Below are 17,295 nucleotides of genomic sequence, written 5' to 3'. Positions count from 1 at the left end.
CGGTCTCCTCATGGAAAGGCTGACCGTCCCACGCGCGGACTCAACATCAGGTGAGCGCAAGGCATGGGAAATTAGACACGGCAGGGACAATCGGAAGCCTACGGTCACCGTTTTCCGCAGGAGCAAGCCATGACCGACACGAAGACCATGCCCTCCCTCGTGAATCCGGTGACCCGCTTTCCCGGTCCGCCGTTTGATACACCCAAGCAGTCCGCGCCCGGTACCGTGCATAAGCTGCATCCGCCTGCAGACCATGGCGAATCGAGTTACCAGGGCAGTGGGCGGCTCAAAGGCCGTCGCGCGCTGGTCACTGGTGGTGACAGCGGCATCGGCCGGGCGGCGGCCATCGCCTTCGCAAGGGAGGGCGCACATGTCGTCATCAATTACTTGCCCGAAGAGGAGGAAGATGCCCGGGAAGTGATTGCCTTGCTTGAGAAGGAAGGCGTCGTCGCCAAGGGTATAGCTGGGGACCTCAAGAACGAAGCGTTCTGCCAGTCCTTGGTCAAGCAGGCGAGCGAAGCCATGGGTGGCCTCGACATTCTGGCCAACGTCGCCGGCAAGCAGACCCACCAGAAGACCATTGAAGACATCTCAACGGACCAGTTCGATGCCACGTTCAAGACTAACGTGTACGGGCTGTTCTGGTTGTGCAAAGCCGCGCTGGAAATCATGCCGTCAGGCAGCACCATCGTGAATACCGCGAGCATCCAGTCGTACGATCCGTCGGCCATCTTGCTCGACTATGCGTCGACAAAGGCTGCCATTGTCGCTTTCACAAAAGCCCTGGCTGGCCAGGTGGCGGAGCGGGGTATTCGCGTCAATGCTGTTGCGCCGGGGCCGGTGTGGACCGCGTTGCAGCCATCCGGCGGCCAGCCCATGGAGAAGCTCAAGGACTTCGGGTCCCAGGTGCCCCTCAAACGTCCGGGCCAGCCGGTGGAGTGCGCGCCAGTCTATGTGCTCCTCGCATCCAACGAGTCGAGTTTCACGACCGGGGAAACGTACGGTGTGACCGGTGGCAACCCGTTGCCCTGAGCAGCCAGGGCGACCACGCGTGACGCGCGATATCGCTAGGCCGAAGGCACTGGCGCACTGGCGCGTGGGTTGCGCCGGATGGTCGATGCCGGCGGACAATGGTCCGGAACCCTTGTCCGTCGGCAGTCACCTCGAGCGATATGCGCGGGCCTTCAGCTGTGTAGAGGTCAACTCGTCGTTTTACCGCCCCCACCGCGAAGCGATCTATGCCCGCTGGGCGTCAGCGGTGCCTCCGTGGTTCCGGTTCAGCGTCAAGGTCCCCCGCGCGGTAACGCATGAGGCACGTCTGCGCCACACTGGGTCGTTGCTCGACGCGTTTCTGGCGCAGTCGAGCGGACTGGGGGACAAGCTCGCAAGCCTGCTGGTCCAACTCCCACCGAGCCTGACGTTTGACGCCCATGTGGCCCGTGTGTTCTTTGCGGCACTACGCGCACGCACCCCTGTGCCAGTGGTGCTTGAGCCGCGTCACGGGTCATGGTTCACCGCGACTGCTTACGAGACGGGGCGGGGGTTCGATGTGGATTGGGTGTATGCGCACCCCCGTCCCGTCGGCAGCGACGGCATGCATCTGCCGGTGCCCACCCGGCTGCTCTATCTGCGCCTCCACGGCGCCCCGGACCTTTACCGCTCTTCCTACGACGCCGCGTTTCTCGAAGAGCTTGCCCGGCGGCTGCTTGCCGCGACGCGGGTAGGGTCGTCTTTCTGGTGTGTCTTTGACAACATGGCTCATGGCCATGCAATCGCGAATGCGCGGACCGTGCTCCGGCACCTCGAGGCCGGCGGCGCGTCATGGCGCCCCCGCTGACCCCGGTCGATGCCCGTCAGAGGGATGCCACCGGGGAAGCGTTCTGGCGTAACCCTTTGTAGACGACCTGTTGATGCAGTCCATGCCACACCACTGGTTCCAACCAACGGGAGAGAATCCATGACACGTTCCATGCTTCGAGTTGCCACGCTCGCCGGGTGCCTCATGCTGGCCACTGGCGTTTCCGTTGCCCAGGCTGCGGACATGCCGGCTGCCGGTCAGGCGGATGCGGCTTTTGTGAAAGCGGCAAGCGCGGCAGGATTGGCCGAGGTCAAGCTGGGCAACCTGGCGACAGAAAATGGAGGATCTGACGACGTAAAGGCATTCGGGAAGACGATGGTCGATGACCATACGGCGGCCGGCGATGAACTGAAAACCATAGCGACCGGCAAGTCGCTTGCGGTCGCAAGCGAACCCATGCCAGCCGATGCAAAGGCCGCCGAGATGATGGGGAAAAAGAGTGGCGCCGCGTTCGACCAGGCCTTCAGGCAGAAGATGATTGCGGACCACCAGAAGGTCATCAAGCTGTTCACGACGGAGTCGACCAGCGGGAAGGACGCAGACTTGAAAGCGTTTGCGACGAAAACCTTGCCGACCTTAAAGCATCACCTCGAGATGGCACAGAAGCTGCCGGGGGCAATGTGATGGCAAGGACCGAACGCACGCTGCAGGACCTCGCAAAGGCAATGGCCAGGATAGACTTTGCGATGCTCCAGACCCACGCTGCCAGCGGCGAGATTGCAGGTCGTCCGATGAGCAACAATGGCGATGTCGAGTACGACGGTGACAGTTATTTCTTCGGCTATGAGGGCACGCACTTTGTTGGCGAGATTCAGGCCAACCCAGCCGTCGCCTTGTCATTTACCGGTGCGAAGTCCCTGCTTGGGAAGCCGCCACTGTTTGTCGCAGTCGAGGGCCGTGGCGAGCTCATCCGGGACAAGGCGTTGATGCAGGCGCACTGGCACAAGGAACTGGATCGTTGGTTCGAACAAGGGGTCGACACGCCCGGCATTGTGATGCTGAAGGTCGGCGCCCGACGCATCACGTGGTGGGAAGGCATGGACGAGGGCGAGATTCGCTTGTAGGGGGAATTCGCCCAGTGAAAGGTGGGTTGCTCCTGTTCGCGGCGCCTTGACCGGACAACGGGAACCATAGGGCCATGCCGACGTTGGGATGGCTCCTCTTTGCCGCAGCGCTCCTGCTGCTGACCTCGTTCCTGTCGGGGTGGATCCATCGCGGGCCGGTTACGACATTTGCCATCTACCTCCTCGCTGGTGTCGGGGTCGGCCCCGGGGTGCTTGCCCTGACCCGTTTGCCGCTCACGGCAGACCATGTTCTCTGGCTTCGGGTGGCGTCCGAGGCAGCCATGGTCGTCTCACTGTTCATCACCGGACTCAAGCTGAGGTTGCGTTTTCGCGACGGTGGGTGGCGAATGGCGGTTCGCCTTGCGCTGACGGCCATGGTCCTCACCGTGCTCGGCGTGATGCTCCTCGGCATTCATGGACTGGGTTGGCCGCTGCCGTGGGCGCTCGCGCTGGCGGCGATGGTTTGCCCCACTGACCCGGTCCTGGCGTCCCTGGTGTCGGTCGACGACGCCAGGGACGACGATGCCCTGCGGGTGGCGATTTCGGGCGAAGCGGGCATGAACGATGCCACAGGCCTGCCCATTCTGATGCTCGCCTTGGCAATGGCGTCCCCTGGGGAAACCCTTGCCAATGTCTGGGCGAACTGGCTGACGGTCGATGTCCTGTGGAATCTGGCAGGCGGCGTCGGGATTGGCGTTCTGGGAGGGTGGGGCCTCGGGCATCTGGGCACGCACCTGCGTCACGCCACGCGCGACGTGGCGCCCAGTGACTTTCTCGCACTGGGCATCATGATCGGTGTGTACGCGCTGGCCGAAGCCGTCCATGCCTCGGGCTTCCTCGCGGCCTTCGCCGCAGGCGTCGGATTGCGGCGCGTCGAGCTCCATGTGAGCCGATACACGCAGGAAGACGGGGAAAGGGACCCGGTTGACCAGGCTCCGGCGGAAACACGGGTCAATCCCAACGAGCGGGCGGGAGCGGCCATCGAGCACCCAGGCCAGACCGTGGGATGGGTCGTCTCCGACGCACTGTCGTTCGGGGAGACTGTCGAGCGTCTCATCGCGGCAGCGCTGGTCCTCGCCGTCGGCGTGGCGGCAGTGCCGGCGCTCAGCTGGACAGGCGTGCTGGTGGCGATGGCACTCATGCTTGTCATCCGGCCGCTGGCGGTGTGGGTAGCGACGATCGGCAGCCCCGTCCCCTGGCAACGGCGGGTCCTCATTGGCTGGTTCGGCATTCGTGGGCTCGGCAGCCTCAATTACCTGGCATTTGCCGTCGGCCACGGGTTGACCGGTGATTTGCGCGCCCCGCTGGAGGGCATCGTCATCACTGTGGTGACGCTCAGCATTCTGCTGCACGGAGGGAGCGTGACGCCACTGATGCGCTGGAGGTCCCGGGCCCTGTCGGCACGAGCAAGGGGAAGCGTCGGCAAGCCCGGCTGATGACCCGGAACCAATATTGTGCGCTGGCGCGGCGGGCGGGCCGACATCGTTGGCCACACCGGGCCGGCCCCTACGGCGGTTGATGATGGACGGCCATGTCGGACAGGTTTTCCAGGCCCTGGGGGCGCGTTTACCACTTCCCGACGCGTTGAAACACAGCACGCCGGGTGGGAGGTCGGTCCGCAACCTCGACTACATCAAGGACGTTTGGCCGCGCTCCTGGCCCTGGTAGAGGCAAGCGTTCCCCGGTCATCGGGTATGCTGTGGCATCGGTTGCCCGGTCGGAGAGGGTTTTGGGAATCGCAAGACGCGTCGCAGGGTTGTGGACACTCATCGAGCCACGGGAACGCGCGGGTCGATGGGTGGCGTCGTGGTCCCTCCATCGCACCGAGCCTGAACCGCAATGGTCGGGGTCCCAGTCGCGGATCTCGGGGGCAACGGCGACGTTTCAGACAGAGGATGAAGCCGTTGCCCAGGCTGAAATCGATGCACTCCGCACCGCACGCACGCTGACGGGGACGGAGCTCGGCTAACGCGCAGCGTCGATGGTGTCCGACAACGCGAGCAACGCCCGACCAATGCCGGGTACAGCGACGGTGTCCGAGCCTCTCAACAGCCAGGCTATTGCCCGCGCTGCACGCGCAACGTCACCTAAGCCTGTGTCGAGCGCCTGCTTCATGACAAGATGCGTGCGGAACCTCGCCTCTTCGGCATCGGCGTCAAGCAGCGCGTGGCCGATGGCCGCCGCTTCGAGCGCAAGATGCGCCCGGGTCAGGATGGTCTCTTCGTCAACGTGTGCCATGGGACGAGACTAGGCCGGCCGGCGTGACGAAACCATCAGCCGGCTGGCCTAGCCTGTGTTCAATACGTCGACCGCCGTGCCGGCTCGAGTCGCAGCACACCCTTTTCCTGGAGTGCCTGGATAGCCGACATCTCACCAGCACTCAGCGAAAAGGTGACGGGCGGATTCGGCATGGGGTAGTCAACATCGATGCTGCGGCCCTTACCCTGGTTTACATTTCCGGCAAAGACGCGAAGGACAGGCTGCGGGATACCCTCAATGCTGTCCATTCCGTAGACAAACCCCGACGGCAGGAAGGCGACGTACGCGTACTGTTCAAGGGTCCGCCCGGTGTCGCATTCAACGACCGGCGTCTCGGGCAGGAGGCGGCGCGCGGCAGCGGCAATCTCCTTCTTCTTCGCATTGAGCGCACGGAAGTGACCCTCGGCGTCGGGCGCAAGCCGGCCGGCGCGGTGGGAAAGCCAGCGCAGGAGGGGGCCGGCATTGTTCGCACCAACCCACACGTCAACGCTGTCCTGAACCGCCACTTGGTCGTAGTCGTTGAACTCGGCGCGGGCATACGCCAGCGGCAGCTTGAACGACGCAATGCGCACGTCGGTGCCGGTCTTCCGCCAGGTCAGCGTGCCGAGCGGCAGGCGGTGCACATCCGTCCGGTCGCCCTGGGTGATGACGAGCTCACCGGCGGCATTGTCGATGAACAGCTGGTTGCGTCCGTCGGAATATCGTTCCCGCCTGACCAACGAGGCCCGGTAGATGGTGCGCACGAGGTAGAGGAAGACGATGAAACCAGCGGCAATGCCGAGGCCGAGGAAGATGTAGAAGAACGACGACATGATGACTCCGAATCAAAGGACGTATTCGCCTCCGCCGAACACGCCGCGCATGGATTGCGGCAGGCGTGAGGTGACGGGGGCGGGAGAAGTGCACCGGGCTCAGCCTTTGTTGCCGGCCGCGTCGTAGCCGGCAATCCACATGCGGTAATCGAATCCGCCGCCCGAGATGCCCGCCCCGAATCCGCTGACACGAAGCAGTCGCGTGATGACCGGCCACTGCGCTGCGCTCAGGGATTCGGGAATCGAACGGATGAAGAGCGACATCGGCGGGTTGGGGCCTTCCGTCGCCACGGTGCCCGTGGACGTCACGGGCGGGTGCGTCTGCGCACCTTGCGCGAGCCGGGCTTCCATATCGTTCGGCATGGCGTATCCGGCTTGTCCCAGGTCATTGGTGATCTTCACCGGTGCGCTCCGGCAAATCTGGAAGCGCTCGTCATGATGACTCGTCGCGTCATTCCAGATGCGGGCACGAATGGTCCAGCAATCGAGATGCTCGCCGTACTCTTCCATCGTCAGTGCGACACGCGGCCAGGCCAGATGGCCCATTTGGGCTTCAGCGGACTGCGTGGCCGGAAAGATGCCCACGAGCTGGGAGGCACCCGGCGTCAGCGGCCGGAAAGCGTCACCCCTCGTCGAGCCCGGATTGCTGATTTCCTGGCCGATGCGATGTCCCGCATCGCGGGCCGTGTTGCCGACCCGCTGCCAGAACGAGGGTTTGGGCGCAGTCGTGGCCGGGGCAGGCGCGTCCTGGGCGGTGGCCAGAGCAGGGACAAGAAGAAGGGCAGCGAGGGCGGTGCGGACGAGCATGGTGAACCCCTGTGCGGACGTCATGTCCGGTTCGGGGCGATCCTACGATCAAATCCACTTACTAAAGTGAAAATGGGCTAAATCAAAATGGGTTGAACACTGGGGCATGGCCGACCGCCCCTCAAGCCCCCGTTCACCGCACCGCGCCGAGAGCATCCTGCTTGCCCGGATGCTGCTGGACGCCCGGCTGGCGGCCGGTCTGACACAATTGGAGGCTTCCGCAGCCCTCGGTGTCGCCCAGACACTGATTTCGAAAATCGAAGTGGGCGAGCGGAAGATTGAGATGGTCGTTGTCCGTGACCTGTGCCGCGTCTACGGCATCGACTTTCTGGAATTCATCCGCGACTACGACGCCGCCGCGAAGAAGGGCAGGGTCACGCCGCCCAAGCGGCTGGTGAGAAAGGACAAGGGTTCCCGCCGGACCTAGGCCCGAGCACAGGGAACATCTGGCGCGACAAAATGCCCGTCGGCCGTTGGTGCCGCCCTCAGCTCCGTGCGGCCGACTGCCGCCTTGCGCCGTCCGGCGTCCGCCCGAGGATGTGTCCCCGCGCGAGAGCGCTCATCCAGGATTTCCCATGGCGAAGGGCCAATCACACCATGCGACCGACCGGTCGGTCTTCCTCGACTTGCTCAAGGAGACCCGCACCAAGGCGAAACTGACGCAGACCGCTTTGGCGACCCTTGCCGGTGTCTCGCAGCCCTATGTCAGTCAGGTGGAGGCAGGAAAAATCCGGCTCGATACGATCCAACTCCGCAACTGGTTGCATGCATGCGGGTCAAACCTTGGGAGGTTCGGACGGGCGCTGGAGAAGCGACTCGCTTGACGCACAGTCGCTATTTTCATTTGGTGCACCACGGGACCATTGCACCGACCTAGTTGCCGGGCCACAAAGCGCCGGCAATTGGAGAGGATGCCCTATCGCGGTTCGGCGAAAGGGTCCGACACGATGGACAACAGCTCACTTGCGGACTGCCGGACCGGAACCCACGAAGGGTGCTTGAATGCAACAAGACAGCCCGCGAATGTCGTCATGCTTTCGCCTTCGGGGATAACGGCCGCATCGGGAAGGTCTTGCAGTAAACGCTTGAACTCGGTGAGTCGGTCGACAGTCGCCGCATTGAGTTGGCCTCGCTGCAACGAAAGAACCGAGCCAATAAAGTCCCCGGCATCTGTCTTCAATTCCCAAGGGGCATTGTAGGAGCCCATGATCTCGCACTGTTCGACAGGATCAGCGCTGGCCACCTCCAACGTCTTCCTCAATTGGCTCAAGTAATTCAAGTAGTCATCGTTCGTATCGTCGGACATTGCTTGCCTCAGAGAATGGGCGGTTCGAAAATCGGGGGAATCGGCTCTATCGGCTCGATAACCGGGGTTTCTGGGATACCCGGTGTCTCCGGAAGCGGCTCTTCAACTGGCTCAGCCGGGCGGGAGGGCCTGGGTGACGGACGAGGGTGTGCTTCCTCGGCTGTCATTGGGTTTCCCTGCTGGTCATACCGTTGCCATCCTTTCATACCGGGCGTCTGGGTTTTCCAATACCCCTTCGAGCCTGGGGTGCCTCCATCTTCCTCCCTGGGCACCCATCGGCACATCACCTTGCCGCCCTGAGGTTGCTGCGGACCCCAGAAATCGCCAGGAAGCTGCCCGTTGGCCGGTGTCCACGGACCGCCAGGAATATTCTCCGGGATATCGGAGGCGTCGGGTAAGCGTGCCGGGGCATCGGGTGGGAAAGGACCGGCAGGTGGCGGGCCAACTGCCAAGCCTGACGGGTCTTGCGATGTGAGCGGCCTCCCGGTCACGTACCCAAAGGTCGACGCGCCGCCTGCGAGTCCGATTGGGTCACTCTGCAGGTAACGGCCCGTCGCAGCCTCGTAGTCACGGAAGCCGTTATGGACTAGGCCAGACTCCTGGTCAAAATACTGACCGGCGTACCGCAGATTCAGGACATACCCGCTCGACGATGTAGGGGCATTCTCGCCAAACGGATTGCTGGCATATGCCCACTGCCATTTCGTCGTGCCCGATGCGTCGACAACTGCACGCGGCGTGCCGAGCCCATCCGCAACGACGTAGGACAGGGTCGACGTCGTGCCGCTCCCGTCAACAATGGCCACCGGGATGCCGCCGAGCCAGACGTAGTCGCGCGTGGTTGTTCCCGACGCCTCACCAATGAGCTGGCTGTCCTCGGTGTAGTCAAACGAAGTGGTAACACCGCCTGCCGTTTTCTGGATGCGCTGGCCCAGGGCGTTGAGCACGTACATACCCACCGTCGTCCCGTTCTGCAGGACCACCGTCATCCGGTTGCGCTGGTTGTAGCCGTAGCCAAAAGTGCCGGAAGCGAGGACATCGGACGTGGTGTTGCCCCGGGCGTCGACCACGCGGGTGGTCGTCCCCACGTTGGTCAGGTGGTGCGTGCCAGTGGCATACGTGTAGGTGCCGGTGAGAAGGCCCGGTGCGGTTTTTGTCAGGCGGTCGCCCGTACGGTTGTAGGTATAGGCCTCGATGATGGTGCCCGAGCCGGCTTTGATCCCGGTCAGCCGGTAGAGTGGGTCTGGCCCTTGTCCTGCAAATGGGACGCCGCCAGCATCATGCCCACGCCCCACACGCCGTTCGCGTTCCTCAGTATCTGGACGAGGAATGCCTCCGGCATGGGGTGGATGAGGTTTGAAAGGGCGAGGGCGCCGCCGTGCACGAATGAATTCAGCTCACGCCACGCGATGGATTTGAACAGCGACAGCAGCGCAACGGCGGGAGGTGGCGCCGTTCGCTCAAGGTCTTTGAGGAGCTCGCCAATCCCTGGCACGTCGGGCTCAAAGGCGCGTCCGTCGCTCTGCCGCAGACGCACGGTCCCCATCGTCTCAATCCAGCGGTCCGGTGCCGCATGGGTCACCCAAAATCCCTTGAGCGTCACCTCAAACTGCAGCCGTAAAAGGGCGATGGCCGGATGGAACAGACCCGACGCCATCAGGCCGCGATGCGCGGACCAATGCTCATGGGCAATCCCGAGAAAAGCCATGGTCAGTTTCGCCCGGTCGGTGTCGTCAAACGGCACACGGTCGACAATGGACAGCACTACTGCTGCAAAGCGGTCGGTTGCGTCGAGGACATCCGACAAAACCGATGCACCTTCATTGATTCGGTCCGTCGTCTCCATGCGGTCAGTCTTCCTGGACGAACGGGTTGAGGGGAGGCGGCGTCGGAGCGGGCGGCGTCGGTGCGCTCACAAGCGGGAACTTCATCACGCGGAGCTTGTTGAGGGGCGACATGGCGGCAATGATGCGAAGTGCCTCGGATGCCGTTTGCGCAATGGCCAGAAGCCGTCCGTCCGTTGAGTTGATTCGCGCAAAGCGAAGGCAGGCATGGACGTACCGGGACAGGTCCTCGTCGGGGCCGGCATTCATGAAGAAGGTCACGTACTCGGACACGGTTGCCGTGGAGAGCACCTCGATGTCGATGGGGTTCCAGCCGCTCTTGTCGACTTGTTCGCGGATGGTCTCGGCAAGGGTTGGTCGATGGGGTGCCTGGGCATGGCCCAGCGCTTCACTGCGGAACATGGGGTCTTCCTCCCGGGGCCCGAAATGCTCCTCGGGAACGACAAGACGCGCCGGGTCAATGGCCGCGTTGATGCGCACCCATTCCCTGGCAAGGTCATCGGCCCTGGCTGCCTCATTGAGCTTTCGCAAGACAACGCAGACGGTCTCGACCTCGCCATACCCCAACCAGCGGGCATGCGCCGTTGCCGTCGTTGCCAGGGTGTCGACAAAGACAGCCCTATTGTCGGCAAAGGTGTTGTGCAAAAGGCGCCATGCGTCAGCCATCGACCCGGAGGCGGCTTCGCGCTCGGCCTGTGCCGTCGCGTCGGCGACGGCGGTGTTGACGGCGTCAGCGTCCAGGTAGCCCCGGTCGAGGGTATTGCACACCTCCTGCACGAGCCCGTGGTAAAGCTGCCCGCCCATGGCCCACAGCGTGTTTACCCAGCCAGCCTCGGGCTCGGCAAGCTTGTCGGTCTCCATGAGCCCTGCAAAGTGGCTCAGCAATACTTCTTTTGCAAACAGGTAACCTGGTGCCCCGGCCGCTTGCCCGTAATGGCACCACACCAGCAGTGCGAGCGTGCGCGCGAGGGACGCCTGCACGGCAGCAAGGGCACTGGCGACGAAGGGCGAGAACTCATCGACTGCCCGTGACAGGCGCTGGAGGATGCGAAGGTTGGTGATGCCAAGCCCGGATGCGACGTCTCCCGCCATCGCTGACATGCCCGTCATGCCGCCGAAAACCAGCTCGCGGCATTCCTCGACGGTCGGAGTGAAGACGACCTCGCGGTCAAGAACCTTTTCGCGGAACCCGGCAAACAGGTCCCGCTCACCGTTCCCCACTGAACCGAGACCTTCTTCGTTCAAGATGAGCACCACGCGACAATTGCGCTGCTCACGAAGGTAGGAAACCAACCCCAGAACATCGGTCATGGGCAAGTCTTTTCCCTTGCGCTCGACGTCATCGATGCAAATGAGGTAATCGCGCACGGCAAGGAAGGTCGCTGAGCGGATGGCGGCGCCCCATGCGGGCAGGAATTGGGCGAGGTTCTGCGCATTCCTTCTCGTCCGCCAAAAGGCCTTCGCGCCGAAGGTCCACGCTGCCCCAACAGCGGTCTCCTCCACGAAGACTTCCCGCATCTCGGTGGCTAGCGTGGCTGGCGTCGCACCCTGCGAGGCTTGCGCCGGGGCAACGGCGTTCTCGAACAGGGCGGCTTTGAGCTCTGCCATCGAGTTCAGACCGAAGAGGGAGACGTAGCTGTAGCGCTTGAAGGGCGGCGGTTCGGCCACTGCGGCCTTGGCGACCACATCGTTCCACAGCCATGTCTTGCCGCTGCCCCAGGGGCCGGTCAGGGCGATGGCCGACGGGCGCTGGGCGGTGACAAAGCAGGTCAGCGCGGTACGGGCGAGGGCAGTGGTCATCGGGGCTCCTTGGTCGGTCCGATTATAGAAGTCGCGGCTGGAAGGACAGGACAAACGGTCGCGGCGGCCTCGACGGGCGTTTGCATGTGACCAGGATGACCATGCCTGTTCTCCGCGAGCGCTTCATGACGCCACAACCCCGCCCAATCAGCCCGGTCATGCCCGCATCCGGCGGCGTGCCGCCCGAAGACGCCGTCGTCGGGTACTTCGCCTCCCTCGGCTATCCGCTGTTCGTCGTGCGCCCCGACGGGGTCCACGCCGGGGAGCCTCCTTTCTGGCGGCTCGACCGCCCGGTCCTGTACAAACCCTGCGAAACCTTCGACACCATTGCCGATGTCTGGAATTGGTGGGAGCGCACTGCGGTATGGGTGTTGACCGCAGACACGCATTTCCGGCTGCTCTGTGCGTTCTACAGGGGCGGCGGGGCAATGATGCGGGCGGAGATGCGGGAATGGGCCACGCCGCAGCCACGGTACTCCCTCGACACGGACTGGACGCGGGACCTGGTCGGCCACTGGCCACCGTTTCGGCGGGACGACCTGCCGCCCGACTGGGTGGAACTCATGCGGGAGGTCGAGCGGGCTTGCGTGACCCCGGGTGAGCGGTGCCGGGACCGGTTCCTCCGGTATTGCAAGGAGTGGGACGAAAGCGAGGAGAGGCGGTATCTCGAAGCTTCTATCCACCCGTCCCGCGTATTGGGGACACGCCGGCGTCTTTGAACTAAAGTTGGCCCATCAAAGGGAGGGTGTCATGGATGACCTGAGGCAGAAGCTGCTCGGCCTGTTCGCTGTATGCGGAATCGTTCCCCCGCCCATCGAGGCGACGTTCCGGCATGTCATCAACCAGATGACAGCCACGGGCATGCTCGAGCGTTTGGATGAGGAGGAAATCAGCGGTGCGCTCCTTGGCGGCTTTGCCGCTGCCTATCCCCTGTGCCTTGGAATATTTACCGAGACCATGGACGAGGCAGTGCGCTTTACCGAGCAGCACAAGTGTGCGTGGGCACAATACAGCAAGAGTCGTACGGCGACCTCCAAGGACAACGAGGCTGACAGTGGCGCTGATTTCGCGCTGGTCATCTGGACCGGGCCCGATACGGCACGCGTCGCGTTGTTCCAGGCCAAGCGGTTTGAAGCGTCGCGCCCGACGCAGAAGACCACTTCCGCGATGGTGCCCCCTGCACCGTATCAACCGCTATGGCCCGTCGCCGGACTCTCGCCCCTATCCGGCGTCGAACCCGGGCTGCACCACATCGACGTGCACCGGGCGAGGTTCGACAAGAACGGCGACCTTGTCGGACGGACGCAGATGGCAACGCTTGCGCAGACAGCACGCCGCATCATGGCGGTCCAGCATCTGAGTGAACAGCGACGGGCAGAGTATGCAGCTGCAAGAGTGATTGCTGATGTGCCCCTGCCCGAACGGCCCGCCGAGAGTAGTGCACTCGACGATGCGGCATTCATGGCTTGGTTGGATGAGTCCACTTCGGCGCGTGAGAAGAAGTCAAAGGCCGAGAGAAGGCTCCGGGACCTTGAGGCAGGTTCCGGTGCGCCCTCGGGCATTCAATACTTTAACTGGCTCCATTATCTCGGCTACGCACGCTCGACAAGGCGAGCAAAGGCCAGTCGTCGAGCGAATGCGCGGTCAGATATTCTCGAAACCGGAGCGGTTTGCGTACCCGTGTCTGCGCTTGCGCCACAGCTCTCGCATGAGGAACGGTTCGGTGCGGGGATGCCCGAACGGACGCTGGTCGACCTGTCGACGGTGATCTGCCACCGTTTGGTCGATGTGATTCTCAACGCCTTCAGCGGCTCTCATTTCGGGAAGGACGTGGACGGCTGGATAAGCCTGGACGCATCGACGATTGAGATTGTCTTGCCGGACCTGCAGCGCTTCGGCCATTTGTTCATGGGAACGGACAAGGGCGGTGCAAGCGTCAACGTGGTCAAAATTCTCAAAGACAGCCAACACTCTGGACAGATCGTTTTCGACGGCCCGAGATCGATCCATGGCTATCTTCCGCGCGCATCGTTGCCGCCGCCGGGCCTGAAGTGATGGCGATATTCTCGGAATGATGAATAAGCCGTTCTTGCAAGCAGAAAGGGGCCATCCGGCCCCTTTTTATTGCCTGCACCGCACACCTCATTCCCCATCGTCTTCGCTTCCTTCGTCCGAAAGCGCGGGCGGGAGCTTCTTACGGGGCGGCATGGTGATGACCTTCAACGGTCGGGGCGCTTTCTTGTTTTCGACCAACCGCAGGTTCCGCTCGAGCTGTACGAAGTGCGGCTCAAACTGCGCGGGGTTGTACGGCGGGATGAAGATGGGCGCGAGCGGGATGCTCATCAGATGCGCCTTTCGCACCGCCAGCGTCGACGACTGCACATAGTTCCTGCGGATGACCGACTGTGCCTGGAGCTTGTGGCCGGTCAGCCGTGCGATGTCGGCGTCGACAAGGCCGGACTTGGCCGCCTGGTCGATGAAATGATGCCGGTGGCAGTGGAAGGTCTTGCCCGGTCCGAGGCCGCAGACTTTCGGGTAATACGTTTCGTTCAACCGCTTGCCCATCAGAAAGCCCGCGTCGCCATGAAACCAGCCCATGCCCGGGAAGAGCCGCTGGTACCCCTTGGCCCGGACCGTGGCCACATAGTCGAGAAAGCCGAGGTCGATGAGTTCGTCATGCAAGGGCACCACTCGCCTGCTCGACTCGTTTTTCAGCTGCTGACCGGGAAACCGGTCGGAGAAATGCACGACCGGCATGCCGAGGATGATTTCGATGTCATCGACATACAGCTGCGAAATCTCCCGCAGCCGTCCACCCGTGAAATGGGCGAGAACCGGCAGCCAGTATCCCTGCGGGGCCAAAAGACGCTTGAGGTGGGCCGGGTGGAAGATGGAGGCGAGCTCCGGCGCGGTAAACGGCAGGCGCACGAACTGGGCGACCGGCGCGGGGAGGGCGACCGAGTCGAACGGATTGAAGCGCAACCCGTTCGTCAGGCGCACGTACTCGAAAAAGCCCCGCACGAAGGCAACCTTGTTGTTGACCGTCACCGGGGAGAGGCGCTTGGCACCAATCTTGTCGGCGGTCTCGAGCACTTGGGCGACCGTCAGCCCCTTGTACGCAGGTTTTTTCGTGGCGTCCTTCGGCCACTTTTCCATCGTCCGCACGAACGCCTGGGCGTCGAGCCGCGTCACGCCCAAGAGCGGCTTGTCACCGGTCACTTCAAGGTAGAGCTTCAATGCCGTCGCACACTCGTACTGGCCCTTTTCGTTGAGCATGCAAGACGAGGGCAGCTGGGCCATGTACTCGTCCATCAGTTCGGTGACCGCGCGGTGCGAGGAATCCGCGATGCGCTGGGGCTTTGCATAGCGGGCCGGGCCGAACGGGCTTTGCTTGATGCGGCGCGCCGCAGGGGCCGCCCCCTCAAGGTAACCGTCCTCATCGATGGTCTGGATACCGGTACCGATGCCATCCCCGTCGAGTGTCCGCCTGGCCGCCTCATGGGACGCATACAGGTCATGGGTCATGGACGGTGCAGGCGGGGTTGCGAAGGGCGAGAGCAGGGCGGCCTGGGACATCGTGTGGCTGAGGACGGTAAGGGCACGGAGCTGTTCGTCGAAGCTGCCGACCTCAATGCTGATGCCGTTCGGCCCCTGGACAAAAAAGCGGGGAGCGGGATGGTCTTGCGGTGGGGAGAGTGCGGCGGTCGAAGCGGCAAGGGCGGTCTGGGCGGGGTTGGGTTTGAACGGGTGCATGGGGATGTCCTTGGGTTGGGGTTTCTTCCATCCAAGCAACATTTCCGACCCTGTCAAGTACACCCGTGGAAGGGAAATGCGGCCTGGGCACCGACGCTAAGGTGCGGGCTTTTTTTCCAGGATTGCGCATTTGTTTTTGCAACAAGGACCCGTGTTTCATGCAGTCAATCAAGGGCTGCGATGACAGCGACGGATTCGATGTCTGCATGAAATGCGAAATTTCAGATGGACGTCCGGATATGCATTCTTTGCATCGGGGTGCGTGTCGACGGGTGCGAGAAAGTCACCATCGAACCCGTCAAGCGGATCACGGCGAATCAATGGGTTGGCCGTTTGGCGGTAGCGTTGGATTCCCTCGGGAATCCAAGAAAAAAATGAAACGAATCAATGCGATTGCCCGGGCGCGGTGGGCGGCAGTTCCGTCAAGTACTAGTAATACCTATGGCGGCCAGGTGTTTCCGCAAAAACGGTCCCGCAAGGGAAATGTTCAACCCACCTCGAAAAAACCGGAAAAAAGGTCGAGGACAGATTGTCGCATTGCCAAACCCATGTTTTTTTCTATGCGGAGTGGAGCAGTGGCAGCTCGCCGGGCCCATGACCCGGAGACCGGTGGTTCGATTCCACCCTCCGCATCCGTCAATACCAACCCGGAGGTTTTGAATGTCTGCAGTTTCAAAAACACGAAAGGAGCGCTCGGGGTGCACGCGGCCGGGCTCGTTCACGCATGCGGCACTCTCGGGCTGGACATGTCTGACCACGGGGGAGCGGCGGGTGTTTCTTGGCGCGTTCATCGGCCTCGGCATCTTCATCGCCTTCGCTGCCGGATATGACTGCGGTCAGGCAGTGTCACGGGCAGTCTCGGGCTCAGCGCCCACCCAGGGCGCCAGCCACGCGTCGCAATACCCATCGGAAGCCGGGTGACACAATGAGGCCAGGAAGTGCGCCCAGCATGCAGACGGCACCATGGATGAGGCTCCACAGAATGGGAGTCAGGACGCCTGCAAGGCCGGCGATGGAGGCGTCGAACCGTGGGAATCTTGCAGGCCAAAGGGCGAAAGCGACGCCGACGAGAAAGGCGAGTGCCAGCGCCCATTTGAACGCGTCGGGCTTGGCATCGGGCCAAAGCGGCAGCCCGACGACGACACCGATGAGGCAGCCAATGCCGGCATCAGACAGAAAATCAGTGAGCATGGTGTCGTCCTTGTACTTTGATGGAAGGATGCACATCACGGCATGGGTGGTCATCCCCGAATGCGGTTGCACGGCGCATCAGTGCTATGCCGATTCGGCGAGCGGCTCTGCCACGCTTCGAATCACGCGCGATGGTTTCTGGATGCGGGCACATCATTGAAGGCGCCTTCCTGTCGCCGCACTTTTTTCCTTCTGTAGTGGAATTCCCATGACCACCAACACCACCCCCACCACCGGCTACCGCATCACCACCCCTGAAGGCTGGGTGATTGAGGCGAAAGACGAACTCGCCCACCGCCGTGTGCTCTCCGCCCTCGCCAGTCTCTCCGACGTGCTCGGGCGCGCCGCCGTCCTGCCACCCGGTGCCCTCATTCCCGTGCCCGACCCGGTGCCACGCGTCCCGCAGGGCTTGACATTCCCCTCGGACGCGAACCCGTCCCGGCGCCGAGTCCCCTGCGGCATCTCGCACCCCTGCAAGGCGAAGCGTTCCGCAAGCTCTGGGACGATGTCTTCGGTTCCCCGGACGGACAGGCAAATGAGGACCCGGCCCACCACTGACGCGGTGTGAACCGGGACGTGCAGCGCGCCTGTTGTGGCGCTC

Annotated in this window: 19 protein-coding genes and 1 tRNA gene; 11 read left to right on the top strand and 9 right to left on the bottom strand. The window is 63.0% G+C overall.

The window, feature by feature from the left end; all coding sequences use genetic code 11:
- The first annotated feature begins 129 nt into the window (after positions 1-129).
- The 5 genes from FIV34_RS12030 to FIV34_RS12010 all read left to right on the top strand — a co-directional run bounded on the left by FIV34_RS12030 (position 130) and on the right by FIV34_RS12010 (position 4,358).
- Positions 130-1,032 (top strand): SDR family oxidoreductase, encoded by a 903-nt coding sequence (locus tag FIV34_RS12030; RefSeq protein ID WP_170207611.1) that lies wholly within the window; start codon positions 130-132, stop codon positions 1,030-1,032.
- A gap of 85 nt (positions 1,033-1,117) precedes the next feature.
- Complete coding sequence (locus tag FIV34_RS12025; protein WP_139985905.1) at positions 1,118-1,837, top strand: DUF72 domain-containing protein; 720 nt, start codon at positions 1,118-1,120, stop codon at positions 1,835-1,837.
- 120 nt (positions 1,838-1,957) lie between these two features.
- Entirely contained in the window at positions 1,958-2,482 is a 525-nt protein-coding gene (locus FIV34_RS12020) for a DUF4142 domain-containing protein (protein ID WP_170207610.1), read from the top strand.
- A complete protein-coding gene (locus FIV34_RS12015; RefSeq protein ID WP_139983054.1) occupies positions 2,482-2,922 on the top strand; it encodes a pyridoxamine 5'-phosphate oxidase family protein in 441 nt (146 codons plus the stop codon). Before FIV34_RS12020 ends, FIV34_RS12015 begins: the two co-directional genes overlap by 1 nt.
- Before the next feature lie 74 nt (positions 2,923-2,996).
- Positions 2,997-4,358, top strand: a complete 1,362-nt coding sequence (locus FIV34_RS12010; RefSeq protein ID WP_139983052.1) for a cation:proton antiporter — start codon at positions 2,997-2,999, stop codon at positions 4,356-4,358.
- A gap of 529 nt (positions 4,359-4,887) precedes the next feature.
- On the opposite strand, the gene FIV34_RS12005 is transcribed toward FIV34_RS12010, so the two are convergent.
- The 3 genes from FIV34_RS12005 to FIV34_RS11995 all read right to left on the bottom strand — a co-directional run bounded on the left by FIV34_RS12005 (position 4,888) and on the right by FIV34_RS11995 (position 6,800).
- The gene (locus FIV34_RS12005; protein WP_139983050.1) at positions 4,888-5,160 is read right to left on the bottom strand and encodes a hypothetical protein; all 273 of its coding nucleotides are present in this window, start codon (positions 5,158-5,160) and stop codon (positions 4,888-4,890) included.
- 59 nt (positions 5,161-5,219) lie between these two features.
- Positions 5,220-5,993, bottom strand: coding sequence for a hypothetical protein (locus FIV34_RS12000; RefSeq protein ID WP_139983048.1), 774 nt, complete (start codon positions 5,991-5,993; stop codon positions 5,220-5,222).
- Positions 5,994-6,092: 99 nt separating this feature from the next.
- On the bottom strand, positions 6,093-6,800 hold the full coding sequence (locus FIV34_RS11995; RefSeq protein WP_139983046.1) for a hypothetical protein: 708 nt from the start codon (positions 6,798-6,800) through the stop codon (positions 6,093-6,095).
- 106 nt (positions 6,801-6,906) lie between these two features.
- Between FIV34_RS11995 and FIV34_RS11990 the strand changes: the two genes are divergently transcribed.
- Together FIV34_RS11990 and FIV34_RS11985 are read left to right on the top strand one after the other, a co-directional pair.
- Positions 6,907-7,227, top strand: a complete 321-nt coding sequence (locus FIV34_RS11990) for a helix-turn-helix domain-containing protein (RefSeq protein ID WP_139983044.1) — start codon at positions 6,907-6,909, stop codon at positions 7,225-7,227.
- A gap of 148 nt (positions 7,228-7,375) precedes the next feature.
- Positions 7,376-7,624, top strand: coding sequence for a helix-turn-helix domain-containing protein (locus FIV34_RS11985; protein WP_139983042.1), 249 nt, complete (start codon positions 7,376-7,378; stop codon positions 7,622-7,624).
- A 92-nt stretch (positions 7,625-7,716) separates the two neighbouring features.
- Here the strand turns inward: FIV34_RS11985 and FIV34_RS11980 are convergent, their stop codons facing one another.
- From FIV34_RS11980 to FIV34_RS11965, 4 genes are read right to left on the bottom strand one after another with little or no spacing between them, the layout of a single operon-like run.
- Positions 7,717-8,106, bottom strand: a complete 390-nt coding sequence (locus tag FIV34_RS11980) for a hypothetical protein (RefSeq protein ID WP_139983040.1) — start codon at positions 8,104-8,106, stop codon at positions 7,717-7,719.
- Positions 8,107-8,114: 8 nt separating this feature from the next.
- The gene (locus FIV34_RS11975; protein ID WP_139983038.1) at positions 8,115-9,401 is read right to left on the bottom strand and encodes an RHS repeat-associated core domain-containing protein; all 1,287 of its coding nucleotides are present in this window, start codon (positions 9,399-9,401) and stop codon (positions 8,115-8,117) included.
- Positions 9,332-9,952: a DUF6988 family protein gene (locus tag FIV34_RS11970; protein ID WP_139983036.1), complete on the bottom strand. Its 621-nt coding sequence runs from the start codon at positions 9,950-9,952 to the stop codon at positions 9,332-9,334. Before FIV34_RS11970 ends, FIV34_RS11975 begins: the two co-directional genes overlap by 70 nt.
- A gap of 4 nt (positions 9,953-9,956) precedes the next feature.
- The gene (locus FIV34_RS11965) at positions 9,957-11,750 is read right to left on the bottom strand and encodes a P-loop NTPase fold protein (RefSeq protein WP_139983034.1); all 1,794 of its coding nucleotides are present in this window, start codon (positions 11,748-11,750) and stop codon (positions 9,957-9,959) included.
- Positions 11,751-11,851: 101 nt separating this feature from the next.
- Between FIV34_RS11965 and FIV34_RS11960 the strand changes: the two genes are divergently transcribed.
- Positions 11,852-12,469, top strand: a complete 618-nt coding sequence (locus FIV34_RS11960) for a hypothetical protein (RefSeq protein ID WP_139983032.1) — start codon at positions 11,852-11,854, stop codon at positions 12,467-12,469.
- A 31-nt stretch (positions 12,470-12,500) separates the two neighbouring features.
- Positions 12,501-13,805 (top strand): hypothetical protein, encoded by a 1,305-nt coding sequence (locus FIV34_RS11955; protein ID WP_139983030.1) that lies wholly within the window; start codon positions 12,501-12,503, stop codon positions 13,803-13,805.
- An 87-nt stretch (positions 13,806-13,892) separates the two neighbouring features.
- On the opposite strand, the gene FIV34_RS11950 is transcribed toward FIV34_RS11955, so the two are convergent.
- Positions 13,893-15,503, bottom strand: a complete 1,611-nt coding sequence (locus FIV34_RS11950; protein ID WP_139983028.1) for a site-specific integrase — start codon at positions 15,501-15,503, stop codon at positions 13,893-13,895.
- A gap of 561 nt (positions 15,504-16,064) precedes the next feature.
- Between FIV34_RS11950 and FIV34_RS11945 the strand changes: the two genes are divergently transcribed.
- Positions 16,065-16,136 (top strand) — tRNA-Met (locus FIV34_RS11945).
- 231 nt (positions 16,137-16,367) lie between these two features.
- Here the strand turns inward: FIV34_RS11945 and FIV34_RS11940 are convergent.
- Entirely contained in the window at positions 16,368-16,748 is a 381-nt protein-coding gene (locus FIV34_RS11940) for a hypothetical protein (RefSeq protein ID WP_139983026.1), read from the bottom strand.
- A 154-nt stretch (positions 16,749-16,902) separates the two neighbouring features.
- Here FIV34_RS11940 and FIV34_RS11935 point away from each other — a divergent pair, with 154 nt between their 5' ends.
- Entirely contained in the window at positions 16,903-17,262 is a 360-nt protein-coding gene (locus FIV34_RS11935) for a hypothetical protein (protein ID WP_139983024.1), read from the top strand.
- The last annotated feature ends 33 nt before the right edge of the window (positions 17,263-17,295 follow it).

It is taken from the genome of Luteibacter pinisoli, assembly GCF_006385595.1.
Taxonomy (GTDB): Bacteria; Pseudomonadota; Gammaproteobacteria; order Xanthomonadales; family Rhodanobacteraceae; genus Luteibacter; species Luteibacter pinisoli.
Note: the sequence above shows the minus strand (reverse complement) of the source record. Positions and strands in the feature narration are given on the sequence as shown.

What these genes read in the sequence shown, in the direction of transcription:
- FIV34_RS12030 (WP_170207611.1), top strand. Translation starts at nt 130, where the DNA reads ATGACCGACACGAAGACCATGCCCTCCCTCGTGAATCCGGTGACCCGC.
- FIV34_RS12025 (WP_139985905.1), top strand. Translation starts at nt 1,118, where the DNA reads ATGCCGGCGGACAATGGTCCGGAACCCTTGTCCGTCGGCAGTCACCTC.
- FIV34_RS12020 (WP_170207610.1), top strand. Translation starts at nt 1,958, where the DNA reads ATGACACGTTCCATGCTTCGAGTTGCCACGCTCGCCGGGTGCCTCATG.
- FIV34_RS12015 (WP_139983054.1), top strand. Translation starts at nt 2,482, where the DNA reads ATGGCAAGGACCGAACGCACGCTGCAGGACCTCGCAAAGGCAATGGCC.
- FIV34_RS12010 (WP_139983052.1), top strand. Translation starts at nt 2,997, where the DNA reads ATGCCGACGTTGGGATGGCTCCTCTTTGCCGCAGCGCTCCTGCTGCTG.
- FIV34_RS12005 (WP_139983050.1), bottom strand. Translation starts at nt 5,160, where the DNA reads ATGGCACACGTTGACGAAGAGACCATCCTGACCCGGGCGCATCTTGCG.
- FIV34_RS12000 (WP_139983048.1), bottom strand. Translation starts at nt 5,993, where the DNA reads ATGTCGTCGTTCTTCTACATCTTCCTCGGCCTCGGCATTGCCGCTGGT.
- FIV34_RS11995 (WP_139983046.1), bottom strand. Translation starts at nt 6,800, where the DNA reads ATGCTCGTCCGCACCGCCCTCGCTGCCCTTCTTCTTGTCCCTGCTCTG.
- FIV34_RS11990 (WP_139983044.1), top strand. Translation starts at nt 6,907, where the DNA reads ATGGCCGACCGCCCCTCAAGCCCCCGTTCACCGCACCGCGCCGAGAGC.
- FIV34_RS11985 (WP_139983042.1), top strand. Translation starts at nt 7,376, where the DNA reads ATGGCGAAGGGCCAATCACACCATGCGACCGACCGGTCGGTCTTCCTC.
- FIV34_RS11980 (WP_139983040.1), bottom strand. Translation starts at nt 8,106, where the DNA reads ATGTCCGACGATACGAACGATGACTACTTGAATTACTTGAGCCAATTG.
- FIV34_RS11970 (WP_139983036.1), bottom strand. Translation starts at nt 9,952, where the DNA reads ATGGAGACGACGGACCGAATCAATGAAGGTGCATCGGTTTTGTCGGAT.
- FIV34_RS11965 (WP_139983034.1), bottom strand. Translation starts at nt 11,750, where the DNA reads ATGACCACTGCCCTCGCCCGTACCGCGCTGACCTGCTTTGTCACCGCC.
- FIV34_RS11960 (WP_139983032.1), top strand. Translation starts at nt 11,852, where the DNA reads ATGCCTGTTCTCCGCGAGCGCTTCATGACGCCACAACCCCGCCCAATC.
- FIV34_RS11955 (WP_139983030.1), top strand. Translation starts at nt 12,501, where the DNA reads ATGGATGACCTGAGGCAGAAGCTGCTCGGCCTGTTCGCTGTATGCGGA.
- FIV34_RS11950 (WP_139983028.1), bottom strand. Translation starts at nt 15,503, where the DNA reads ATGCACCCGTTCAAACCCAACCCCGCCCAGACCGCCCTTGCCGCTTCG.
- FIV34_RS11940 (WP_139983026.1), bottom strand. Translation starts at nt 16,748, where the DNA reads ATGACCACCCATGCCGTGATGTGCATCCTTCCATCAAAGTACAAGGAC.
- FIV34_RS11935 (WP_139983024.1), top strand. Translation starts at nt 16,903, where the DNA reads ATGACCACCAACACCACCCCCACCACCGGCTACCGCATCACCACCCCT.